At 32.3% G+C, this 22,524-nt stretch carries 21 protein-coding genes; 10 read left to right on the forward strand and 11 right to left on the reverse strand.

What is annotated here, in order from left to right; genetic code table 11:
* Window positions 1-52 precede the first annotated feature (52 nt).
* Window positions 53-2,506 carry a TonB-dependent receptor gene (locus LUU93_RS05910; RefSeq protein ID WP_232679293.1) on the reverse strand — a complete coding sequence of 818 codons (2,454 nt, stop codon included), beginning with the start codon at window positions 2,504-2,506 and terminating at the stop codon, window positions 53-55.
* A gap of 93 nt (window positions 2,507-2,599) precedes the next feature.
* The gene (arsC, locus tag LUU93_RS05915; protein ID WP_232679295.1) at window positions 2,600-2,944 is read right to left on the reverse strand and encodes an arsenate reductase (glutaredoxin); all 345 of its coding nucleotides are present in this window, start codon (window positions 2,942-2,944) and stop codon (window positions 2,600-2,602) included.
* A gap of 115 nt (window positions 2,945-3,059) precedes the next feature.
* On the opposite strand from arsC, the gene LUU93_RS05920 reads away from it, so the two are divergent.
* Together LUU93_RS05920 and LUU93_RS05925 are read left to right on the forward strand one after the other, a co-directional pair.
* Window positions 3,060-4,013 (forward strand): CPBP family intramembrane glutamic endopeptidase, encoded by a 954-nt coding sequence (locus LUU93_RS05920; RefSeq protein WP_232679297.1) that lies wholly within the window; start codon window positions 3,060-3,062, stop codon window positions 4,011-4,013.
* A 7-nt stretch (window positions 4,014-4,020) separates the two neighbouring features.
* On the forward strand, window positions 4,021-5,061 hold the full coding sequence (locus LUU93_RS05925) for an AMP-binding protein (RefSeq protein ID WP_232679299.1): 1,041 nt from the start codon (window positions 4,021-4,023) through the stop codon (window positions 5,059-5,061).
* Window positions 5,062-5,732: 671 nt separating this feature from the next.
* Here the strand turns inward: LUU93_RS05925 and LUU93_RS05930 are convergent.
* The 3 genes from LUU93_RS05930 to LUU93_RS05940 all read right to left on the reverse strand — a co-directional run bounded on the left by LUU93_RS05930 (window position 5,733) and on the right by LUU93_RS05940 (window position 10,532).
* The gene (locus LUU93_RS05930) at window positions 5,733-6,950 is read right to left on the reverse strand and encodes an RsmB/NOP family class I SAM-dependent RNA methyltransferase (protein ID WP_232679301.1); all 1,218 of its coding nucleotides are present in this window, start codon (window positions 6,948-6,950) and stop codon (window positions 5,733-5,735) included.
* 150 nt (window positions 6,951-7,100) lie between these two features.
* Complete coding sequence (locus LUU93_RS05935) at window positions 7,101-9,080, reverse strand: KUP/HAK/KT family potassium transporter (protein ID WP_232679303.1); 1,980 nt, start codon at window positions 9,078-9,080, stop codon at window positions 7,101-7,103.
* 132 nt (window positions 9,081-9,212) lie between these two features.
* Complete coding sequence (locus LUU93_RS05940) at window positions 9,213-10,532, reverse strand: hypothetical protein (RefSeq protein ID WP_232679305.1); 1,320 nt, start codon at window positions 10,530-10,532, stop codon at window positions 9,213-9,215.
* Window positions 10,533-10,771: 239 nt separating this feature from the next.
* On the opposite strand from LUU93_RS05940, the gene LUU93_RS05945 reads away from it, so the two are divergent.
* The gene (locus LUU93_RS05945; protein WP_232679307.1) at window positions 10,772-11,833 is read left to right on the forward strand and encodes a WD40/YVTN/BNR-like repeat-containing protein; all 1,062 of its coding nucleotides are present in this window, start codon (window positions 10,772-10,774) and stop codon (window positions 11,831-11,833) included.
* Window positions 11,834-11,909: 76 nt separating this feature from the next.
* Here the strand turns inward: LUU93_RS05945 and LUU93_RS05950 are convergent, their stop codons facing one another.
* The 4 genes from LUU93_RS05950 to LUU93_RS05965 form a co-directional block, all read right to left on the reverse strand.
* Entirely contained in the window at window positions 11,910-12,365 is a 456-nt protein-coding gene (locus LUU93_RS05950) for a sensor of ECF-type sigma factor (RefSeq protein ID WP_232679309.1), read from the reverse strand.
* A gap of 18 nt (window positions 12,366-12,383) precedes the next feature.
* Window positions 12,384-12,797 carry a hypothetical protein gene (locus tag LUU93_RS05955; protein WP_232679311.1) on the reverse strand — a complete coding sequence of 138 codons (414 nt, stop codon included), beginning with the start codon at window positions 12,795-12,797 and terminating at the stop codon, window positions 12,384-12,386.
* A gap of 33 nt (window positions 12,798-12,830) precedes the next feature.
* Complete coding sequence (locus LUU93_RS05960) at window positions 12,831-13,373, reverse strand: RNA polymerase sigma factor (protein WP_073484753.1); 543 nt, start codon at window positions 13,371-13,373, stop codon at window positions 12,831-12,833.
* Between the two features lie 74 nt (window positions 13,374-13,447).
* Window positions 13,448-14,665, reverse strand: coding sequence for an SRPBCC family protein (locus LUU93_RS05965; protein ID WP_232679313.1), 1,218 nt, complete (start codon window positions 14,663-14,665; stop codon window positions 13,448-13,450).
* 343 nt (window positions 14,666-15,008) lie between these two features.
* Between LUU93_RS05965 and LUU93_RS05975 the strand changes: the two genes are divergently transcribed.
* Complete coding sequence (locus LUU93_RS05975; protein WP_053471798.1) at window positions 15,009-15,389, forward strand: pyrophosphohydrolase domain-containing protein; 381 nt, start codon at window positions 15,009-15,011, stop codon at window positions 15,387-15,389.
* A gap of 240 nt (window positions 15,390-15,629) precedes the next feature.
* Here LUU93_RS05975 and LUU93_RS05980 read toward each other — a convergent pair whose 3' ends face one another.
* Window positions 15,630-16,700: a branched-chain amino acid aminotransferase gene (locus tag LUU93_RS05980; RefSeq protein ID WP_232679315.1), complete on the reverse strand. Its 1,071-nt coding sequence runs from the start codon at window positions 16,698-16,700 to the stop codon at window positions 15,630-15,632.
* Between the two features lie 311 nt (window positions 16,701-17,011).
* Here LUU93_RS05980 and mnmC2 point away from each other — a divergent pair, with 311 nt between their 5' ends.
* Window positions 17,012-17,677 carry a tRNA (5-methylaminomethyl-2-thiouridine)(34)-methyltransferase MnmC2 gene (mnmC2, locus tag LUU93_RS05985; RefSeq protein WP_232679318.1) on the forward strand — a complete coding sequence of 222 codons (666 nt, stop codon included), beginning with the start codon at window positions 17,012-17,014 and terminating at the stop codon, window positions 17,675-17,677.
* Window positions 17,678-17,841: 164 nt separating this feature from the next.
* On the forward strand, window positions 17,842-18,039 hold the full coding sequence (locus LUU93_RS05990) for a hypothetical protein (RefSeq protein ID WP_053471796.1): 198 nt from the start codon (window positions 17,842-17,844) through the stop codon (window positions 18,037-18,039).
* A 28-nt stretch (window positions 18,040-18,067) separates the two neighbouring features.
* Here LUU93_RS05990 and LUU93_RS05995 read toward each other — a convergent pair whose 3' ends face one another.
* The gene (locus tag LUU93_RS05995) at window positions 18,068-19,015 is read right to left on the reverse strand and encodes a LysR substrate-binding domain-containing protein (protein WP_232679320.1); all 948 of its coding nucleotides are present in this window, start codon (window positions 19,013-19,015) and stop codon (window positions 18,068-18,070) included.
* Window positions 19,016-19,125: 110 nt separating this feature from the next.
* Between LUU93_RS05995 and LUU93_RS06000 the strand changes: the two genes are divergently transcribed.
* From LUU93_RS06000 to can, 4 genes are all read left to right on the forward strand, one after another.
* On the forward strand, window positions 19,126-19,605 hold the full coding sequence (locus LUU93_RS06000; RefSeq protein WP_180858241.1) for a Dps family protein: 480 nt from the start codon (window positions 19,126-19,128) through the stop codon (window positions 19,603-19,605).
* Window positions 19,606-19,738: 133 nt separating this feature from the next.
* Window positions 19,739-20,023, forward strand: coding sequence for a hypothetical protein (locus tag LUU93_RS06005; protein ID WP_232679323.1), 285 nt, complete (start codon window positions 19,739-19,741; stop codon window positions 20,021-20,023).
* 81 nt (window positions 20,024-20,104) lie between these two features.
* Window positions 20,105-21,751 carry a SulP family inorganic anion transporter gene (locus tag LUU93_RS06010; protein ID WP_232679325.1) on the forward strand — a complete coding sequence of 549 codons (1,647 nt, stop codon included), beginning with the start codon at window positions 20,105-20,107 and terminating at the stop codon, window positions 21,749-21,751.
* A gap of 119 nt (window positions 21,752-21,870) precedes the next feature.
* A complete protein-coding gene (gene can / locus LUU93_RS06015) occupies window positions 21,871-22,509 on the forward strand; it encodes a carbonate dehydratase (RefSeq protein WP_232679327.1) in 639 nt (212 codons plus the stop codon).
* Window positions 22,510-22,524: the final 15 nt, after the last annotated feature.

Raw genomic sequence — 22,524 nt, forward strand, 5'->3', positions numbered from 1 at the left:
TAAGTCTTACTAATTGGAATTTGGAATTTTTAATTTTGAAATTTAACCTAGTTTATCCCGGGAATTCTCCACCGCCATCGCCGCCGCCGTCATTTTTAGGCTGTGCGTTTTTATCTCTTTCGCTTTTAGGTTTGTTGAAACGATAAGTGAACGATAAATTAAATTGACGTTTACGGAACTGCATTTCGCTGTAAGATGTTTGATTTTCAAGATAAGTATATGATTTCATAATTCTTGAATTGAAAACGTCACTAATGTTGAAAGCAATTGTTGCTTTGTCTTTCATTACATCTTTGCTAAGAGCAGTATTCATCCCGAACTGACCAAGGTTTTTTCCCTGAGCTGTTTTTTGTTCGCCGTTGTACATTGCTGTTAACTGCCAGTCAATTTTATACGGTAAAGTAACTTTTGAATTGATTCTTGCAAACCAGGAATTTGCTTGGTTATCAAGATTTTGAACTACAGTTTCACCAGTAACAGCATCTGTATAGTTGTTTTCTCCTGTTGATTTTACGTTGAAGAAGTTGAAGTTGCTGTTTAATTTCCACCATTTAAATGGAGTATAATTTAATGTAAATTCAAAACCAAATTTTTGCTCTTTTCCTAAGTTTATAGGTCGGCTTAAAATTACCGGAATTCCATTTACTAATTCTCCGGTTGGCGTTCTAACAAAGCTGAAAACATCTTTTGTGTCTTCAAAATACGCCGAAGTATTAAATGTTACTTTGTCCCAGCGCTTAATATATCCAATATCGTACTTGTCTGTTAAAGATGGATCTAAGTCCGGATTTCCTTGAAAAATATTAATATTACTTGAGTAATTTGTGGCAGGGTTCATAAAACGCCCTCTAGGTCTTGTTAAACGTTTACTGTAACTTGCCGTGAAATTACTTTGATCTGAAATTTCATAACTAATAAAAGCACTTGGAAATAAGTTGTTGTATTTTTTAGTATTGAAATCGTTTGTGTCTAATAAGTTAACCTGGATATTGGTGTCTTCCCAACGTAAACCAAATAAATAAGAGAATTTATTTACCTTAAATCCGTATTGAGTGTACAATGCGTTAATGTTTTCTTTGTATTCTAAGTTGTTAGATAAATTTGGATCTTTTACATTATTTTCGTCTGTAACGTAATATTCGTTATTTAAATCTCCAAAACTTCCTTTATAGCCAGCTTCAAATTGCCCTCCTTTTCCTAAAGGCAAAACATAATCTGCTTGTAATTGTACTTGTTTTTGTACCTGATCGTTTAAGGTATTATTAAAATTTGGCGAAGCATCAATAACACTGTTGCTGTCGTCTGTATTTCTTGAAATAGAAAGATCGGCAGTAAGTTTGTGTCCTTTGTCGTTAAAGTTTTTGATTAAGTTCGAAGTGAATTCTACGTTATCACTTCCGGTGTCTGCATTGTTTAAACGATAAGAAGATCCTGTAAAATTGTGGCCAGCATCAAAATTATTGTAGTTGATTAAATCTTTATCTTCACCGCTGTTTTTTTGGTAATTGATGGCATTTGTCCAAAAAGTATTTGGTGCAATGGTCCATTCTATACCCGCTCTGGCATTAAAACCATTTCTGATTCTTTTTGTATCACGGTCTTCATCAAGGAAACTTTTTGTAGAACCATCTTCATTAAAATATTGAGAGTTAGTTAAACCGCCGCCTTCATTAGTTCTGTAGTTGTAACCTGCTGTAGTGAAATAGTTTAATTTTTCTGTTTTGTAATTTAAGTTAGCACTTAAACCGTATGTTTCAGGAATTCCTGTAGAAGCGATAAATGTTCCGTTAAAACCTTGATTTTTACCTTTTTTAAGAATGATATTGATAATTCCAGATCCGCCTTCTGCATCATAACGCGCAGATGGATTCGTAATAACTTCTACTTTGTCAATTGCATCTGCAGGAAGCTGACGTAAAGCTTCGGCAACATTTATGGCATTTGAAGGACGTCCGTCAATTAAAATTCGAATGTTGTCGCTTCCTCTTAAGCTTACATTTCCTTCAGTATCAACAGAAACAGAAGGAACGTTGTCTAAAACATCACTTACCGTTCCGCCTTTTACCATCATATCCTGACCAACATTGTAAACTTTTTTATCAAGTTTAATTTCAACTGTTGATTTTTCGGCACGAACAACAACTTCGTTTAATTGTGCAGCATCTTCAGATAAATTTACGACGCCTAAATTGGTATCTTCCTGAATATTTTTTTGTTTAATTTCTGTCGATTTAAACGAAATGAATTCTATTTTTATATCGTAAGTTCCCGGAGCAACAGCTACTTCAAATTCACCTTTTGGGTTGGTTATTCCGCCGGCAATAGCTTTTGTATCATTTGGGGCCATGATCGAAATAGTAGCATATTCAAGTGGCTGCTTGCTTACTTTTTCGAAAACTTTACCCGTAACCTTAACCTTATTTCTTGCAGGCGGTCCTTGTTGCGCATAGTTGTAAAAGCCTGTAAAAAATAACACGAGCATTACAACAAAATTAATTTGTTTCATTTTTTTTCTGGTTTCTTTTCTTCTTAGACAGTAAATGTACCTTTTGGTTTAAAGAGAAAGATCATAAAAAAATGTTAATTGATTGTTTTGTAATCAATCTAAAAAAGATGCAACCTTGTCTAAATCCCTTCCAATAATTGCTTTCCCGTTTTTTACAACGATAGGTCTTTCTATTAAAATTGGATTATCTGCCATTGCCTGAATAGTTTCATCGTCGCTCAATTTTTTTCCTTTATAATTTTCGATCCAGATTTTTTCTTTGGTTCTAACCAATTCAACTGGATGAATATTTAATTTTTCAAGAAGTCCTTTTAGTTCATCAAAACTTGGAGTTTCTGTTAAATAAGGAATTATTTCATACTCTTGTTTAGAATCTTCAATAAAAGCCAAACAGTTTCTCGATTTTCCGCAGCGTGGATTATGGTAAATTTGTATCATTTTCTTATATTTAATGTCTGTTAAAATAAGATCTCTCAAAAAGAGTTCTTATTTAATACAGCAAAAATAGGATTTCCTATTTAAATCGAATTCTCATTTTAAAATTTTTAAATATATGTTTTTAGAGCAAGGAGTTAAACCTGAAAATCATTTTTGGAAATATCTTTTAGGATCTGTTTTTATTATTACAGCGTCATTTATAGGGCAAATTCCTTTTTCTATTGCGGTTCTTTATAAAAGTTTTAAAGAAAATGCTGCTTTTCCAGCCGATAATGATTCGGCTTTAAAAATGTTTGAGCCAAATCTTACCTTATTTTTAGTAATGCTTTCGTTTGTTTTTGCTTTAGCGGGAATATATTTTGTGGTAAAATATATGCACCATCAAACACTTTTATCAGTAACAACGGGACGAAAAAAAGTAGATTGGAACAGGGTTTTATTTTCTTTCCTGCTTTGGGCTTTATTTTCTGTAATCAGTTTTCTGGTGCTTTATTTTCAATCTCAAGAAAAATTTGTTTGGAATTTTAAATTAGTTCCCTTTTTGATTTTAGCGGTTATAGGAACAATTTTTATTCCTATTCAAACCAGTACAGAAGAGTATGTTTTTAGAGGGTATTTAATGCAGGGGTTTGCGAATCTGGCCAAAAATAAATGGTTCCCATTAGTTATGACTTCACTGATCTTTGGTTCCATGCATATTCTTAATCCCGAAGTTACCAAGATGGGATATATTATCATGGTTTATTATATAGGAACGGGATTGTTTCTCGGAATTATTACTTTAATGGATGACGGAATAGAATTGGCTTTAGGGTTTCACGCTGCAAATAATCTTGTTGGAGCTTTATTGGTAACTTCAGATTGGTCGGTTTTTCAAACTCATTCTATTTTTAAAGATATGTCAGATCCTTCTGCCGGTGCAGATGTTATTCTGCCGGTTGTAATTGTTTATCCTGTTTTGCTTTTTATTTTTAGTAAAAAGTATAAGTGGACCAATTGGAAAGAGAAATTAACAGGTAAAATTGATGAACCAAAGAATGAGGTAACTGAATTTTTAAATTTAAATTAATATCACCATGCCAAACTTAACTCATAAAAATGTACATAATTATTTTAAACTTGATGGCTATCATTTAAATGCTGCAGATTTATGCCGTATTGGATATAGTTTTATTAAAGAAGGAGATGTATACGAACGAGCTATCGGAGAATTTTTTCTGGACTGGTTTGATCATAAAGATTATATCGAAATGACAACCTCTGGAACAACGGGGCTTCCTAAGTTGGTTAGATTAGAAAAACAAGCGATGATTCAGTCTGCATTAGCAACGGGAGATTTTTTTGGTTTAGAGCCTGGAAATAAAGCTTTACTTTGTTTACCAACTCAGTTTATTGCTGGTAAAATGATGCTGGTTCGAAGTTTGATTTTAGGTTTAGAACTCGATGTTGTAGTTCCGAGTACAGAACCCTTGGCTTACAATAATAAGCAATATGATTTTGCAGCTATGGTTCCTCTGCAGGTTCAGAATTCTCTTGAAAAACTGGGTAACATTAAAAAGTTAATTATTGGCGGAGCGAAAACTGACAGCGATCTTATAGAGAAACTTTTGCCATTTAAAACGGAGATTTACGAAACGTACGGAATGACGGAAACCATAACGCATATTGCTGCTAAAAAAGTGGGAGAAAGTGCCTTTACAATTCTTCCAAATGTAAAAATCGAAAAAGACGATCGCGGCTGTCTGGTAATTTATGTTTCTTCGATTTCTGAAGAACCAATTGTAACCAATGATCTGGTTGATTTAGTAAATGAAAATCAGTTTATATTTTTGGGAAGAATCGATAATGTAATTAATAGTGGAGGAGTGAAGCTGATTCCGGAGCAGATTGAAGCGAAATTAACGGGCAGAATTAATAACCGCTTTTTTGTAACAGGAGTTCCTGATACTGTTTTAGGCGAAAAACTAATTCTTGTAATTGAAGGCGAAAAATATGATTTCTCTACTGACTTTTTTGATGTTTTGGGAAAGTTTGAAAAGCCAAAAGAGATTGTTTTTGTTCCGAAGTTTAAGGAAAACGAAAACGGGAAGTTATTACGTAAGTCTAGTTTGCGATAGGAAAATATATAAAAATTTCAATATTTTAAATTCCAAATTCCAATTTTATAGTTGGGGTTTGGAATTTTTTTGTGCGTAGTGTTAAGTCCCTCCGGGCAATGTCATTAAGTTAAGCTTTTAGAAAATAAAATTATTGCAAATCAAATCCGTGTTTATCCGAGTTTTTACGAAGTAAATCTGTTTTATCCGCGTCACAATTAGACGCTGATTTTACTGATTCGCTAAAGCGAAAACGCTGATAAAAACTGATTTTTCTAATGACTTTCTTAATTAAACTGTTAAGTAATTTTATAGATTTCTTCTTAACTTAATGACATTGCCCTACGGGACAAATGTTGATATTGTCTACTACGTTTTTACCGATATTTAACTTCTAACGGAGTTTTAAGAGAGAAATTAATGATTTGTTAAAAAAAAACAGATCTTTTAAGAATATTTCGTAGAGATTTAATATCGGTAGAAAAAAGTGTAGAATATTTTAAGATATTCAAATCCTAAGATAAACTCCGTTAGGAGTTACATATCGGTAGAAAAAAAATGATCCCCATAAAATTGCCCCGTAGGGACTAAACAAATTATGGTAACAAAAAATACCAAAATAAAAATTCCAAATCCCAACTATAAAATTGGAATTTGGAATTTAAAATATTAGAATTTAAAATATTGAATTTTTATTTTGTTTTACGCTCTAATAATGCCATATAAAATCCATCAAAACCAGATTCTGAAGCCAATATTTTACGATCCTGAATAAACGTAAATTCTTTTCCAATATCTGTTTTTAAGAATTTCTCTACTTGTTCCTGATTTTCAGATGGTAAAACAGAACAAGTTGCATAAACTAATTTTCCGCCTGGTTTTACAATTTTAGAATAGCTCTCTAAAACCTCGCTCTGAACTTTACGAATGTTATCAATAAATTCAGGCTGTAATTTCCATTTAGAATCTGGATTTCTTTTTAAAACTCCTAAACCGCTGCAAGGTGCATCAATTAAAACACGGTCTGCTTTTTCGTGCAGCTTTTTGATCACTTTTGTAGTGTCAATAATGCGGTATTCAATGTTAAAAGCACCATTTCTTTTTGCTCTTAATTTCAATTGCTTTAGTTTGCTTTCATACAAATCCATTGCAATCAATTGTCCTTTGTTTTTCATTAAAGAGGCAATGTGCAATGTTTTTCCGCCAGCTCCGGCGCACGTGTCAACAACACGCATTCCAGGTTTAACATCAAGAAAACCAGCAACTAATTGTGAGTTAGCATCCTGAACTTCAAAAAGTCCTTGTTTAAAAGCGTCAGTTAAGAATACGTTTGCTCTTTCTTTTAAAACCAAAGCCTCAGGCTGGTCTTTTAAATATTCAGTTTCAATATTTAAATCCATCAACGTGTTTCTCAGGCTTTCTTTAGTTCCTTTAAGCGTGTTTGTTCTTAAAATAACTTTAGCAGGCTGGTTTTGAGCAGCAATTTCTTTTGCCCACACTTTTTCGCCAAGTTCTTTTACGCCCAATTCGTCCATCCAGTCCGGGATAGATTCTTTTAAAGCTCTAACTTTTGAAAGTTCATCAAAACGACCTTTTATTTTTCTTTCCGGAGTTCCTTCTAATTGTCTCCAATCCGGAATTGGATATCCTCTTAAAACGGCCCAAACCGCAAACATTCTCCATAAATTGTCTCTGTCGTAAGGTTCTTTTACTTCTGCAATTTCTGCATATAAACGTTTCCAGCGAACAATTTCATATATCGTTTCAGCGACAAATTTCCTGTCAGAACTTCCCCAACGTTTGTCTTTTTTTAATGCTCTTGCTACCACTTTATCTGCATATTCGCCTTCATTGAAAATTGCGTTCAAAGAATCGATGGTAGTATAAACTAAATTTCTGTGTAATCTCATTTTAATTATTTGAGTTGCAAAGGTACTATTAATTGATTGAAAGTTAAATTTTTAATTTTGATTGTTATTTAGCTTTCCTTTTAAAAGAGAAAAACACTCTGATAAAGTTTTTAAAAGAGTGTTTTTCTGAAAATATTTTCTGCAGGCAGATTATTCTTTTGTAATTATTCTTGTCAATCCGATATTTTCCGGAGCGTGAAGCACCATCGGGAATTTCTCTATTTTTACTGAGCTGCTGTCTAATCCAAAAGCTCTTTCTTCAGACAAACTCAGTTTCTTAATAAAGAAATAAGAGTTCATGATAATATTTTCGTGCCACCTTAAATCATTATCATTTGATAAGAATTTCTCAGACAATACAAATTTAAAGTCACCAATAATATTGTTTTTGTTTAATGATTCGTAACGGCTCGTAATATCAACTTCTCCGCGTTTTACCATGTCACGAATAACTTCTCTAAACATTAAATTAATTTTCGTAGGCTCTCTAAAACCTAAGTTAAAATCGATTCTGTAGATATCATCTTTAGCGATTTCGGTAACTTTATATTGTGTTTTATAAGGTTCAGTAAGAATGTTTACGTGTACAAACCAGTAAATATCAGCTCTTTTTGGACGCTTTTGTAAAATCGAATAAATTACTTTTTCTTCCAGCTCGTCAACACGGTTAGCATTTGTCATGTAAACCAAATGCGTTGCATATTTTGGAATCGATAAATCTTTACTCAATTCAACCAATACCTTTTTGTAATCCTCAATTTTGATAATTTTAGTATAGCTTTTGTTGATTTTCTTAGCTAAGTACCAAATTGTCATTATCGAAATAAGAAGTATTGCAATGATTAAAGTTACATAACCTCCTTCGGCAAATTTTGTAATGTTAGCGATTAAGAAACTAAATTCGATCAATAAATAAATCGTGATAAGCGGAACCATAAAGTATAGTTTTACACGTTTCATGATTAAATAATAGTTCAGCAAAACGGTTGTCATAATCATACATAAAATGATCGCTAAACCATACGCATGCTCCATATTTCCTGATTTTTCGAAGTGTAATACGATTCCAACACAACCAAAAAACAATAACCAGTTAATTGACGGAATATATAATTGTCCTTTAACTTCTGTAGGATATTTGATTTTTACTTTTGGCCAGAAATTTAAACGCATTGCTTCGTTTATCAATGTAAATGATCCACTAATAAGGGCTTGAGAAGCAATTACCGCTGCTAAAGTTGCAACTACAATTCCGAATGGTAAAAACCAATGTGGCATAATTAGATAAAACGGGTTTCCATTTTCTCCGCCTAATTGCTGTAATGTACTTCCTTCATGATGAATTAAGTAAGCAGCCTGACCAAAATAATTTAATACTAAAGTTGCTTTTACAAAAACCCAGCTGATTCTAATGTTTTTTCTACCGCAGTGTCCCATGTCTGAGTACAAAGCTTCGGCTCCGGTTGTACATAAAAATACAAATCCAAGAACAAAAAAGCCATCAGGATGAACCGAAAGTAAATGGTAAGCATAATATGGATTTATAGCTTTAATAACTTCCGGGAAGTGTAAAATTTGGATAAATCCTAATGTTCCCAGCATTGCAAACCAAATAAGCATCATTGGTGCGAAAAACTTACCAACTAATTTAGTTCCAAACTGCTGTATTGTAAATAAGATAAAAAGAATAGTAATAACAATGGAAATAATTGTCTTAGTTTCCATTGTAGGGTAGAATGCCCTAATACCTTCAACTGCTGATGAAATCGAAATTGGCGGTGTTATAATACCGTCAGCAAGCAAGGCGCTTCCTCCAATAATGGCAGGTACAATAAGCCACTGGATTTTTGTCTTTTTGACTAATGCATATAATGCAAAAATACCACCTTCACCATGATTATCGGCACTTAAAGTAATAAGAACGTATTTTATTGTAGTTTGTAAAGTAAGAGTCCAAAAAACACAAGAAATACCTCCCAATACGATGTCAGCATTTATGGTATGTTCGCCAAGTATAGCTTTCATTACATAAAGTGGAGACGTACCAATGTCTCCATAAATAATCCCTAATGTTATCAATAAACCCCCAATAGACAACTTACTATGTAAGTTTTTATGCGATGCGCTCATGTATATTTTTAATAAAAGACGGTTGCAAATTTACTGTTTTAAAACAAATTAGCGACAATTATAATTAAAAAGATAAAAAAAAGCACAATCCCCAAATTGTGCTTTTAATTTTTAATATAAATTTAGATATTCTTAACCTCTTCTTCCACCGCCTCTAGAGCTTGAACCGCCTTCTCTTTGTGGCTGGCTGCCTCTTGATTCCTGACTCATTCTTGGTGATTCAGAACGTTGTGGGGCACTTTGGGGTCTTGAAGCGTTTGAACTGTTTTGAGAGTTTGATCTGTTTTCAGAGTAACTTCTTGGAGCTTCTGTTCTTTGAACAGGAGCAGATTGAGTTGCATTTGGTCTGCTGGCTCTGTTTTCAGAATAACCTCTAGGTGCTTCATTCGTTTGTGAAGATGCTCTATTAGTATTATAATTTCTGTTTTCTGAATTTCCTCTTTGAACAGCAGCTGAGTTATTTCTGTTATAATCTATTCTTGGTTCTGTTCTCGTGGTATTTTCAGTTCTAACAGGATTATTAACAGTAGCTGCGTTATCTCTGTTATTAATTGTTACACGATTTGTATTGCTGTAACTTCTATCAGAATTATTTCTGCCGTTGTTGTAATCTCTGTTTGTATTTCTATTTTCAGTAGAAGATACTCTTCCTGTATTTGATCTGTTAGAGTAGTTGTAAGTATTTTGAGTTCTGTTAGATTCTCTATTTGCAACTCTTCTTTGATCTAAATCATATCTGTTGCTTACATTAGAATGTCTTTGAGCAAAACTATTGTTTGGTCTCATTCTTTCATAACCGTAAGTACGTCTTGATTCATAAAGAACCGGAGCTCTGTAACTTCTTCTGATGTTTACATAATTGTAACTGTTATGAACGTTGATACATACATTTATGTTATTTCTGTATCTGTACACAGGATAAGGTCTCCATGCTGCATAATAGGTAGGGTAGTAGCCCCAATACCAAGTTGAATAGTATGGTCTGTAATTAGTAACCCAAAATGAAGTATAAATTACTGGAGCTACACTATAAACCGGCTCATAAATATAGTTGTCACCATATAAATAAGTATTACCTACAACTTGTACGCTTACTTTGTTGTAATTGTCTCTTTCAACATCAATCGTAGCTACATCCTGATAAACATCGCGGTCTAAAACGGCCTGAATAATTACAACGTGAGTTCTGTCTTCTACAGATTCTATTACACGTAAATAATCAACCTGGTCATCACCATTTAAATCAAGGTTTGAGATTTGATATTTAGGATCATTTAATCTTCTTTCAAAATCTTGAAGATTAGCAGATTCTCCAAACATTGAAGCAACAGCTCTTAAATCTAAATTATCACTTATATCTGAATTTTTTGCGTAAACAGTAGTTTGGTTTTGTGCCCCGCAAGAACCAAAAACTAATGCTACAACCGCTATTAAAAGTAATTTCGTTTTCATGACTAAATCATATTAAATTATTTGTGATAGGAGATATCCAATTACTGTGCCATAAATTAATATCTGATATTTATGTATGTAAATAACACATTTGTAGGTTGTTATGTTTTTTGTTGAATTGTATTTTAATTTTGATTGAACAAAAAAAGCCGAAAAATTATTATTTTCTGAAAATAAACAAAACATATTTGAGATGTTAGAAATAATTGTATTTTAGCATTGAACAAATCTTAATTTTTATGAAAAAACTAATTTTATTTTTTGGTGTTTTTATTTTATTAATGTCTTTTAGCACGCTTAATATCAGTAATAGAAAAGCTTATAATAGTGGTTTTATATCAGTAAAAATCGATACATTATTTCAGGATAAAATTAGCATACGAGCAATCTTAATTGATAAAGATAAGGTCTGGTATGGGGGAGATAACTCTCGTTTTGGTTATTATGATTTAAATAAAAAAGAAAAATTTGAAGAACATATTTATCGTGATACACTAAAATTAGAATTTAGAAGTATTGCGCAAAATTCAAAAAATATCTTTTTGCTAAGTGTTGCTAATCCGGCGTTGCTTTATTCAGTTTCAAAGAAAGACCATAAAGTTAAGTTAGTTTATAAAGAAGTTAATGCAAAGGTTTTTTATGACAGTATGCAATTTTGGAATGATAAAGAAGGAATAGCAATTGGAGACCCTACAGAAGATACTTTTTCAGTAATTGTAACTCGTGACGGAGGAGAAACATGGACAAAATTACTATCGGATAAATTGCCTACAAACGCAACCGGCGAAGCGGCTTTTGCCGCAAGTAATACTAATATAGTTGTAAAAGGTGACGATACATGGCTGGTTTCTGGTGGAAAAAAAGCACGTGTTTTTTATTCTCCTGACAAAGCAAAAACATGGAAAGTAGTTGAAACGCCTATTGTTCAGGGAAAAACTATGACGGGTATTTATACTGCCGATTTTTACGATTCAAAGCATGGTTTTATTGCAGGCGGTGATTATGATCTTCCAAATAAAAAATCGGGTAATAAGGCTTTTACCAAAGATGGTGGAAAAACATGGGAATTAATTGGCCAGGATCTGGGCTTTGGATACGCTTCATGCATACAATATGTTCCGGGTGGAAATGGTAAAGAAATTATTTGTGTGGGTTCTGAAGGGATTCAATATTCTCAAAATGGAGGTGAAAACTGGACACAATTGTCTACAGATTCTAAACTTTTTACAATTCGTTTTGTTAACAGAAATGTTGCAATTGCAGCAGGATATAATAAAGTAGTTCGACTAAACTTTAAATAAAAAAAATAAGAACCCTAAATAATAAAGTAAGTATTATTATATAGGGTTCTTATCGCTGTTGTTTCTTCAAGGAAATTTATTTTCCTGCTTTGTCCCGATATTGTTTCAACAATTTTCGGTTAAAATCATCTTCAGATTTTTTAAGCTTTAATATCTTTTTTGCCGGTAATACCTTTTTTAGGTTTGTCATAAACTTTTCACGCAAAAGATACAATTCTTTATCTGTGCATTCAATTTGTGACAACAATGTAACGGCTTCTTTTTCTGAAATTGAATTTATATTGTCATCGTCCAATTTTTTTAGATACGTTTTCATTTTATCATGGCGCAATTCAAATTGTTTGTCATCATACGCATTATAAATTGGCCAAAATTTCTCTGCTTCTGCAGGTGTAAGCTCAAGTTCTGTTGTTAAAAACGAAACCTTAAAAGCTTTGATTTTTTCACGCTTTTCATCTGTTTTATCATTTTGTGCATAAAATGAAAAAGTAACTAAAAACAGAAGTAATGCTAATATATTTTTGATTTTCATATTTGTATAATTTTGTTTTTATTCAGAAATTAAATTTTCAATATTAGGATTTGCAGCTAAAGCATCTTCCAAAGTTTCCTCCTCAAGGGCTACATTTTTATTTAGTTTGTCAATATCTTTACTGTCTAACTCTTTAATTAAATCGTATTGGTTTAAATTCGATTGATAAGCCAGGTACGTTTCCAGCGTTGCTTCGTCAAGCTCTTTTGATGCTTTATAATAGTGATTTGCTGTTGGAATCATAAAGGCAATAAAAACCGCGGCCGCAGCAGCTATCGAAATAACTTTTTTGCGTTTATAAAGAGGAATTACTTTTACTTCTCTTTCATTAATCTGTTCTAAAACTTTTGCCGAAAAAGTATCAAAATAATGATCAGGAGTTTTAAATCCTGATTTTACTTTCGGTTCGTTTTCTAATTTAAATTCTTTCATAATGTCTGTAAGATAAGATTTGCTATAAAAGGTTTAATTTGTTGTAACATATAATTCTATTTTTTTCACCGCATGATGATATGATGCTTTTAATGCACCAACGGATGTGCTAAGAATTTCTGCGATTTCTTCATATTTTAATTCCTGAAAATATTTCATCTTAAAAACCAGCTGCTGCTTTTCTGGCAGTGTAACAATTGCTTTTTGAAGTTTGATCTGGATTTCATCTCCATCAAAATAAACATCTGATTTTAGATTGTCGATCGTTTTGTTTTGTAAATCCTCAGAAGTTATGCCTTTTAATTTTGCTTTCTGATTTAAAAAAGTCAAAGCTTCGTTTGTCGCAATTCGATACATCCAGGAAAAGAGTTTACTTTCTCCCTTAAAGTTTTTTAAGTACTGAAATACCTTTACAAAAGTATTCTGTAAAACATCATCTGCATCATCATGATTCAAAACAATATTTCGAATATGAGAATACAGCGGTTTTTGATAATCAGATATAAGCTTTTGAAACGCTGTGTTTTGCGTTTTAGGATCTAATAATTGTTGTATAAATTCCTTTTCGTCGATCAAACTTTTTGATTTATCAAACCTTATATTGACTTAGATTGAATTTTAAACAAAAGGTTTAATTCACCTTTAAAAAATTAAAATTCAGAGTCTTCTTCTGTTTTAGCAGGAGTTGTTGTTGCGGGCGCTGTGGGTTTTGGTGTAACTGGTTTTTGTACTGCAGGTTTCTGTACTGCAGGTTTTGGTGTTGTTGGCGTTCCGGTTTCAGCGTCAACTTCAATTCCAGTATCAGTTCCAGAAGTGTAAACTGGTGTTGTAACAGAAGCAGGAACTACTTTTGGTTTAATTGGGAAATAAATTTCTGTAACTAATTTAGAAGGACTTTTTACATCTAATTTGCTTACAGATAGAATTTCAAGATGTGACCAGCTTAATTCAGGTATAATTTTTTGATTGTTAATATACGCTGTTGTTTTTGTAATTGCTTCACTAGTATGCGTATAATCTCCTTTTAAAGTTGTTTTAACAGCATCAAAAGCATTTAATTTTCCTGATAAAATATCACTTCCGGCACTAATCGAAATCTCTTTGTTAATTGGTAAACAAATTGAAATTTTTGCCAAGCCTTTTGCAGAATCATAAGTATGATAAATAATAAAAGGCTTTCCGTTTGTGCTTAAATCATTGGTTTCGCTAAAATGAATAAGTTTAGGAATTACAATTCTTGCATTTTTATTAACCTTAGAAATCTCGCTTGTAAATGTCTGTTTGATATATGGAGTTTCGGTTTTTTTAACTGCTCCATCCACTTTTACTGCATAAGTTTTGGTTTCGTAATCAAGGTTTTTGTCTATGTTTGCAAGGCTTTTTTCATAAATAGTTCCAATAACTTTATCAGATCCCCCATTTAATGCAGCATATATTTTGAACATAAAGCTCATTGTTCCTTTTGCTTTCCATGTTACTTTTGTTTTTCCTGCAAGAGTATCTTTAAAAGTCCAGGTTACATCAGCTTCGGTGCCATCGTATTTCATTTTTTGTTCAATACTTTCTCCGTCTTTTGTTTTTAGTGTAATGGCATTTCCGGCTCCCTCTTCGTCAGACCAATAAAATGAACCTCCGTTACCGGTAGTTTTATTTGGGAAAGTAAATTTTAAAGACGGATTTTCAACTGCCCAGGATTCGAAGTCTTCGTAATTTCTAAAATCATTTACATAATTATATACAGTTGCTTTTGGCGAATTGATTACTTTACTTCTTTCAACAGAAAAAATCCCTTTTTGGGTAGCAACAAAAACGGTAAGAGCAACTAAACTTAATAAAAGTAAAAGGAATAAATATTTTAGAATCTTCATTGGTGCAGGTTTTTCGTAAAGTTATAAATTTTCTTGGGAGTCTAAACTAATAACTAAAAATAATAGATTGTATTATCTCTTTAAAAAGATTTTGATGACAAATAAAAGGGCGATAAAAAGAAGAAATACAAGTAATACTTTGTAATTTCCTTTGTAAAAAATTTTGTGTAGTGCAAGATCTTTGCGATAAGCAAAAATCATTACGATTACAAATGCAATAAAAAAACAGAGTCCGAATATTAATTGTCCTTGACTAAACATATTTAAAAATAATTTTTGACAAATTTAGAGAATTGTATACGATTTGTTGCTAATTTGCCGACTCATTTAATAGAATAAAAACATGAAAAAACAACTAGACGCAGTTACTGAATTTCATACTGCTTTTAAAATAGGTCACAGCCAGACTCCAATTGCTGATTTGGGAGAAACTAAAAAACTGCTTCGTTATAATTTAATGAAAGAAGAAAACGAAGAATATCTTGAAGCGGTACAAAATAATGACTTAGTAGAAATTGCTGATGCTCTTGGAGATATGATGTATATTTTATGCGGAACCATTATTGAACACGGCTTACAGGATAAAATTGAAGCTGTTTTTGATGAAATTCAACGCAGTAATATGAGTAAACTTGGAGAAGACGGAAAACCAATTTATCGCGAAGATGGAAAAGTAATGAAAGGTCCAAATTATTTTAAACCTGATTTCTCTAAATTACTATAAATAGAAATTCTGTGTGTAAATGTTTTAAACACATAGAGACATAGTTTTTTGGTGCTTATAAAAAAGGCGTTTCACTTGCATTAATGCACATAGCTATGTGTGAGAAACATGTTTCTTTTTATATTCTTTATTAAACACATTAAATCTATGTTTCTATGTGTTTAGATATAAGTAATAGATATATAATAAAAAACCCGACAGCATTTCGTTGTCGGGTTTTGTTTTTATTCTGATTTTGGATTATTGAACTTTAACGGTCCATCCATAAGTATCTTCAGAAAGTTTATTTTGAAGACTTGTTAGTTTTTCTTTTAAGAATGAAGCGTATGAATTCTCGATTGGAGCCATTTCATAGTATTCACCTTTATATGAGAAACCTTTAATAACGCTTATAACAGCAGCAGTTCCGGCGCCGAAAATTTCTTTTAAAGATCCGTTTTTAGCAGCTTCAACTAATTCAGAAACAATAACCGGACGAACTTCAACATTCAGTCCTTCTTTTTCAGCCATTGTAATTAAACTTTTTCTGGTAATACCATCTAAAATTCTTTCGCTTGTTGGTGCTGTTAATAAAGTATCATTGATTCTGAAGAAAACGTTCATTGTTCCGGCTTCTTCAAGTTTTGTATGCGTTGCATCATCAGTCCAGATAACTTGCTGGAAACCTTCTTTGTTTGCCAAATTAGTTGGATAGAATTGCGCAGCATAGTTTCCGGCAGCTTTTGCAGCACCAATTCCACCATTTGCGGCTCTACTGTAATGTTCTGCGATAATTACTTTTACTTCACCTCCATAATAAGATTTTGCAGGAGAAAGTAAGATCATAAATTTATATTCGTCAGATGGATTTGCAATAACCCCAGGGCCGGTAGCAATCATAAAAGGACGGATGTACATACTCGCTCCGTTTCCTCTTTGAATCCATTCCTGATCGATTTTTAATAATTCATTTAAACCTTCCATAAACACATCTTCGGGAACTTCTGGCATTGCCATACGTACAGCAGAATTATTGAAACGTTTGTAGTTTTCATCAGGTCTAAACAACCAAACATCATTATTTTCATCTTTGTAAGCCTTCATTCCTTCAAAAATCGCTTGTCCATAATGAAAGACTTTTGAAGAAGGATCCATTAAAATCGGTGCATAAGGCTTAATGACCGGAGTCTGCCATTTTCCGTTTTTGTAATCACATTCAAATAAATGGTCTGTAAATACAGCACCAAAGCTTAAGTTTTCAAAGTCTACAGAACTTATCTTAGACGAAGTAGCTTTTCTGATTTCAATTTTGCTTGTTTGAGTTGTACTCATAATTATGTAAAGTTTTTATCTAATTTGTATTCTTAACAGATGAAAATCTAACGCAATGATCTAATGAAGAATAGGTTTTCCTGAATGCAAAATTACGGAAAAATATATAATTTACTTAGTAAAACTGCATTAATTCCTGTGTTTAACTGAGATTTATTTATCTTATAATAATCCTAAAATTTTAGCGGAGTTTTATAAAGAATTTATGAAAAAAGTGTCATTTTTTAAGGCTTTACGCATTTGTTTTGACTAAATTTGACTGAGAAAATGGGTTACAGATCAACAATTATCCATTGCAAAATTCGAAAATTGTGAAAAGAGAAATAATTAAAACGCTAGATGGTTCAACCACAATTCATTTAGAGGAATGGAATGAAAGTTATCATTCAAAACACGGTGCAATACAAGAAGCAAAACATGTATTTATAAAAAATGGTTTGTCCTTATTTGAGCGTAATCCTGTTTCTATTCTTGAAATTGGTTTTGGAACGGGTTTGAACGCTTTTATAACTTTTTTAGAATCTGAACATAAAAAACAAGAAATTGATTATGTTGGAGTAGAGGCTTATCCTGTAAACGCAGAAGAAATTTTGGGAATGAATTATGTTGCCGAACTTGAAGCATTGGAATTTGGGAACATTTTCGAGAAAATGCATAAAACGGAATGGAATAAGAAAACAGAAATTAGCAGCCAATTCTCGTTAACCAAAAGGAAACAATTTTTTGATGAAATAAACGATTTTGAAATTTTTGATTTGATTTACTTTGATGCCTTCGGATATCGCGTGCAGCCGGAGCTTTGGAGTACTGAAATTTTTCAGAAAATGTACAATAGTTTAAAACCTAATGGAGTTTTGGTTACTTATGCCGCCCGCGGAGTTGTTAAAAGAAGTATGATTTCTGTTGGATTTACAGTCGAAAAATTGGCTGGTCCGCCCGGAAAACGAGAAATGTTCAGGGCCTTTAAAAAGGTATAACCGAATTATTTAGAATTATTCTATATTGATTTATGTGTACTAAGAAAACGTATTCGTTGATAAAGTTTTCAAAAAAATAAGTTAAAAAGAAACTTTATATGTGATTAATGTTTACATTTGGTGCGAGTTTAAAAATATAGATAACCCCAAAATCTTATTTTATTATGTCAAAAATGATGTTTGATTACACGAAATCAATACTTGAGAGAGTAAGTTTCGACCCGGTACTTTTCTGCAGAGAGTTAGAAAAAGCTATCAAAACACTGTTACCTTATGAAATGGAACAATTGCAAGAATGGTTATTAAATTTCATTATTGAAAAACCAGAATTAAAACAAAGTCTACTACTAATTAAAGTATAAAAGAAAAGGAGCCGAACGGCTCCTTTTTTTATGCTGGCTTTTTTAGCAGCGGACTAATGATTTGAACATTTTGAAAAACAATTGCTCCTTTTACAACGCCGGCAATTGTAGATCGAATTGCGTCAATGATCTGCATTTTTAATTCGCTCTTTGGGTAAATCAAACTTACCTCTCGGGCAGGTTTTGGTTCCTTAAAGTTTCGTAGTTTCAGTTTGTCGGAATCTTTTAAGTCTAAGGTGTGCAAGTACGGAAGTAACGTTGTACCCAAACCTTCGTCGGCTAATTTTATCAGGGTTTCAAAACTTCCACTTTGAATCTGAAAATTATTTTGCTCGACATCAGTACCGTTTTTACATAAATTTAAAATTCCGTCCCTAAAACAATGCCCGTCTTGTAAAAGCAGGATTTCATTGATATTCAAATCAGCAACTTCGATTTCTTCTTTTTGAAAACTGTGATGATGTTCCGGAATGTAAGCTACAAATGGTTCAAAGTATAAAACGATTTCTTTTATTTTTTCATCTTCAAGCGGAGTTGCGGCAATTGCAGCATCAAGATGGCCATTTTTTAGTTTTACAATAATTTCATCTGTATTAAGCTCTTCAATTAAAAGCTTCACTTTTGGGTATTTCTTAATAAAATTATTCAAAAACATAGGCAAAAGCGTTGGCATAATGGTTGGGATAATTCCTAAGCGAAATTCACCGCCAATAAAACCTTTTTGCTGTTCGACAATATCTTTAATACGATCAGCTTCATTTACAATATTTTTTGCCTGATTTACAATCTTCTGTCCAATATCCGTAAGCTGAATAGGTTTTTTACTTCTGTCAAAAATTAAAATATTAAGTTCTTCTTCAATTTTTTGAATCTGCATACTTAATGTTGGCTGTGTTACGAAACATTTTTCGGCCGCAAGTGTAAAGTTTTTATGCTCTGCAACTGCTAACACATATTGTAATTGAGTTATCGTCATTTTGATAGTAATTTTTGATACAAAAATAAGTAAATATAATTTTTTTTTATAATTTTTTTGATGAAGATAATTTAATTTTGTAGTAAACTTAGTTATAAAAAATGGAGATTATGAAAACAAATATTTTAGGATTACCTGTAAAAGAGTCAGAATTGTTAGTGAAAGAATTGAATGTTTTATTATCAAACTTTCAGGTTTACTACCAAAATTTAAGAGGGATTCATTGGAATATTCGTGGAAAACGTTTCTTCGATTTACATGTAAAATTTGAAGAATTATATACAGATTCACAATTAAAAATAGATATGATTGCTGAAAGAGTTTTGACAATTGGCGGAACGCCGCTGCATACTTTTGAAGATTATATCAAAAATAATAAATTAACAGTTGGTAAAAACATCTCAAATGATGAAAAAGCAGTTCAGTTAATTGTAAACTCATTGTCTGATTTATTAAAAATTGAAAGAGAAATCCTGAATAAATCCGGTGAAATTAACGATGAAGGCACAAATTCAATGATGAGTGACTTCATAGCAGAGCAGGAAAAAACAATTTGGATGATGAATGCATGGCTTGACGAATCGCTGTAATTTATTATTTATGAATGCATTAAAAAGCAGATTGGTCAATTTTGATCCTTCTGCTTTTATCTTTTTGTTAAAATTGTATAAAATTTTTAGCCAGTCGCTTTGATTTTATTTGTTTAACACTATTTTTGCCCCAATGAAATTAGTTGCCCGCATATTATTATTCATATTTATTGCTTTCTTATCTACGCCTACAATTGTAACGATGATCAAGAAAAGCAGTGATACGTCTATGTTTTTCAGTTTTTCTGAAGAAGAGCATTCTCATAAAGAATTAAAAGCAGCTGTTTATCCGGCAATATTGCAGCATGAAGTTGTAATCCCGGTTTACATTGAAAAGAAAACGATAGTTTCTGAAAATATCGTAAAATTAGATAATATTTCTCCGAGCATATTTGCTCCACCGCCCAACTTGGCATAATACTTCTGAATTATTTGAAGAACAACTGTATTTACGGCAAATACAGCATGGTTCTAATGTATCAATTTTTAGTATTGTATTATGACAAAAAAAATCAATCTTTTTGCCAACCTTAAGTCTGACTTTGCTTCAGGTTTAGTGGTTTTCTTGGTGGCTCTTCCGTTGTGTTTAGGTATTGCAATGGCTTCTGGAGCACCGTTATTTTCTGGAATTATTGCAGGTGTTATTGGTGGTATCGTGGTAGGTTATTTAAGCCAGTCACATATTAGCGTTTCTGGGCCTGCCGCTGGTTTAACAGCTATTATTTTAACAGCTATTACTGATTTTGGTGCTTTTGATGTGTTTTTACTATCCGTTTTTATTGCGGGACTAATTCAATTGGCATTAGGATTTTTAAAAGCAGGAAGTATATCAAATTATTTTCCAACAAACGTAATCGAAGGAATGCTGGCGGGTATCGGAATTATTATTATTCTGAAACAAATTCCGCATGCATTTGGTTACGATGCTGATTTTGAAGGCGATCAGGCTTTTATTCAAAATGATGGAAGTAATTCATTTTCATTTCTTTTTGATGTTTTAAACCATATTCACTTAGGTGCGGTTGTAATTTCATTAATTTCCCTTGCAATTTTAATTTCCTGGGATAAAGTTTCATTTTTAAAGAGATTAAAATTAGTTCCGGGTGCGCTTGTAGCCGTTATCTTGGGAGTATTATTAAATGAATTTTTTATATCTACAGGAAGTTCATTAGCAATTGCAAAAGAGCATTTAGTTTCTTTACCGGTTCCAAAGTCTTTTGATGATTTTAAGTCAATTATCGTTACACCAAATTTTGCAGCAGTTACAAATCCGCAGGTTTGGGTTGTAGGTATTACAATTGCCATTGTAGCTTCAATTGAAACACTTTTGTGTATTGAGGCTTCAGACAGAATGGACGTTCAAAAGCGTTATACTGATACTAATGTTGAGCTTAGAGCACAGGGTATTGGTAATATAATAAGTTCGCTTTTGGGCGGATTACCAATGACATCTGTTGTTGTGAGATCTTCTGCAAATAATAACGCAGGAGCAAAATCTAAAATGTCAGCCATCATTCATGGTGTGCTTTTATTAATAAGTGTATTGTCTATTCCGGCAATTTTAAACAAAATTCCATTGGCAACTTTGGCTACGGTTTTAATCTTGGTTGGATATAAATTAGCCAAACCAGCAACCTTTATGCATTTCTGGGAAAAGGGGAAATACCAGTTTGTCCCTTTTATTGCAACTTTGGTCTTTGTCGTTGCGACAGATTTGCTTAAAGGAGTTGCTTTAGGAATTATCATAAGTATAATTTTTGTTTTGAGAGGAAATTTAAAAAGAGCTTATATCTTTAAAAAAGAAGAATATGAAGATGGCGATATCATTCATATCGATTTAGCGCAGGAAGTTTCTTTTTTAAATAAAGCTGCAATCAAGCAAACGTTAAACGAAATTCCGGAGAATTGTAAAGTAATTATTAATGCGCACGATACAGAATATATCGCGCATGATGTATTAGATTTAATCCGTGAGTTTAAAGAGACACGTGCAATTGATGAAAATATCAAAGTAAAACTAAAAGGTTTTAAAGAGGCATACGAATTAGAAAACACTCCTGATAATAACAATCACGTTTCGATTGAACATTATTATGATGTTGCAAAACGAGCATTGGTTAAGAAAGAACAAAAAGAAAAATTTTAAACAAATTATATAAATAAAGATATTGATCAGGCTTGAGAAATATCAAAATTTAAATAACTTTACAAAAAAGTCTTTTTGATATGCTTAAGCATTGACAATTCTACAAAAAACCTAAAAAAATGAGAGAGTTTTATAAGCAAATACTTGAAAACAATAAAAAATGGGTCGAAGATTCATTAGCAAAAGACCCTAATTATTTTGCTGATTTAGCAAAAGGACAATCTCCGCCATTATTGTGGATTGGATGTTCTGACAGCCGTGTTCCTGCAAATGAAATTATTGGGGCAAAACCTGGAGAAGTTTTTGTACACAGAAATATTGCTAACATGGTTGTTCACTCTGATATGAATATGTTAAGTGTTCTGGATTATGCAGTAAACGTTTTAAAAGTAAAACATGTTATTGTTTGCGGACATTATGGCTGCGGCGGTGTAAAAGCTGCTATGGGACAGCAGTCTGTTGGAATTATTGATAACTGGATTCGTCATATTAAAGATGAATACCGTTTACACGATAAATATTTAAATTCAATTACTGACGAAACCGAGCGTTTTAATGCATTTGTAGAAATCAATGCAAAAGAGCAGGTTTACAACTTAGCAAAAACTTCGATTGTACAAGGAGCCTGGAAAAATGGTCAGGACTTAATGCTTCACGGCTGGGTTTACGGATTAAATTCTGGTTTTGTAACCGATTTAAATGTAAATATCAGTTCAAATGATGAGTTAGATGAAGTTTACCAGCTTACTAATCTATAAAAATAAAAATCGCCT

The sequence above is a fragment of the Flavobacterium soyae genome (assembly GCF_021245985.1).
Classification (GTDB): domain Bacteria; phylum Bacteroidota; class Bacteroidia; order Flavobacteriales; family Flavobacteriaceae; genus Flavobacterium; species Flavobacterium soyae.

Bases quoted from the DNA above. Each gene is read 5' to 3' on its own strand.
- LUU93_RS05925 (WP_232679299.1), top strand. From the start codon at position 4,021: ATGCCAAACTTAACTCATAAAAATGTACATAATTATTTTAAACTTGAT.
- LUU93_RS05990 (WP_053471796.1), top strand. From the start codon at position 17,842: ATGTCAAAAATGATGTTTGATTACACGAAATCAATACTTGAGAGAGTA.
- LUU93_RS05995 (WP_232679320.1), bottom strand. From the start codon at position 19,015: ATGACGATAACTCAATTACAATATGTGTTAGCAGTTGCAGAGCATAAA.
- LUU93_RS05935 (WP_232679303.1), bottom strand. From the start codon at position 9,080: ATGAGCGCATCGCATAAAAACTTACATAGTAAGTTGTCTATTGGGGGT.
- LUU93_RS05955 (WP_232679311.1), bottom strand. From the start codon at position 12,797: ATGAAAGAATTTAAATTAGAAAACGAACCGAAAGTAAAATCAGGATTT.
- LUU93_RS05980 (WP_232679315.1), bottom strand. From the start codon at position 16,700: ATGAGTACAACTCAAACAAGCAAAATTGAAATCAGAAAAGCTACTTCG.
- LUU93_RS05940 (WP_232679305.1), bottom strand. From the start codon at position 10,532: ATGAAAACGAAATTACTTTTAATAGCGGTTGTAGCATTAGTTTTTGGT.
- LUU93_RS05965 (WP_232679313.1), bottom strand. From the start codon at position 14,665: ATGAAGATTCTAAAATATTTATTCCTTTTACTTTTATTAAGTTTAGTT.
- LUU93_RS05930 (WP_232679301.1), bottom strand. From the start codon at position 6,950: ATGAGATTACACAGAAATTTAGTTTATACTACCATCGATTCTTTGAAC.
- LUU93_RS05920 (WP_232679297.1), top strand. From the start codon at position 3,060: ATGTTTTTAGAGCAAGGAGTTAAACCTGAAAATCATTTTTGGAAATAT.
- LUU93_RS06010 (WP_232679325.1), top strand. From the start codon at position 20,105: ATGACAAAAAAAATCAATCTTTTTGCCAACCTTAAGTCTGACTTTGCT.
- LUU93_RS05945 (WP_232679307.1), top strand. From the start codon at position 10,772: ATGAAAAAACTAATTTTATTTTTTGGTGTTTTTATTTTATTAATGTCT.
- LUU93_RS06005 (WP_232679323.1), top strand. From the start codon at position 19,739: ATGAAATTAGTTGCCCGCATATTATTATTCATATTTATTGCTTTCTTA.
- arsC (WP_232679295.1), bottom strand. From the start codon at position 2,944: ATGATACAAATTTACCATAATCCACGCTGCGGAAAATCGAGAAACTGT.
- LUU93_RS06000 (WP_180858241.1), top strand. From the start codon at position 19,126: ATGAAAACAAATATTTTAGGATTACCTGTAAAAGAGTCAGAATTGTTA.
- LUU93_RS05950 (WP_232679309.1), bottom strand. From the start codon at position 12,365: ATGAAAATCAAAAATATATTAGCATTACTTCTGTTTTTAGTTACTTTT.
- LUU93_RS05910 (WP_232679293.1), bottom strand. From the start codon at position 2,506: ATGAAACAAATTAATTTTGTTGTAATGCTCGTGTTATTTTTTACAGGC.
- LUU93_RS05975 (WP_053471798.1), top strand. From the start codon at position 15,009: ATGAAAAAACAACTAGACGCAGTTACTGAATTTCATACTGCTTTTAAA.
- can (WP_232679327.1), top strand. From the start codon at position 21,871: ATGAGAGAGTTTTATAAGCAAATACTTGAAAACAATAAAAAATGGGTC.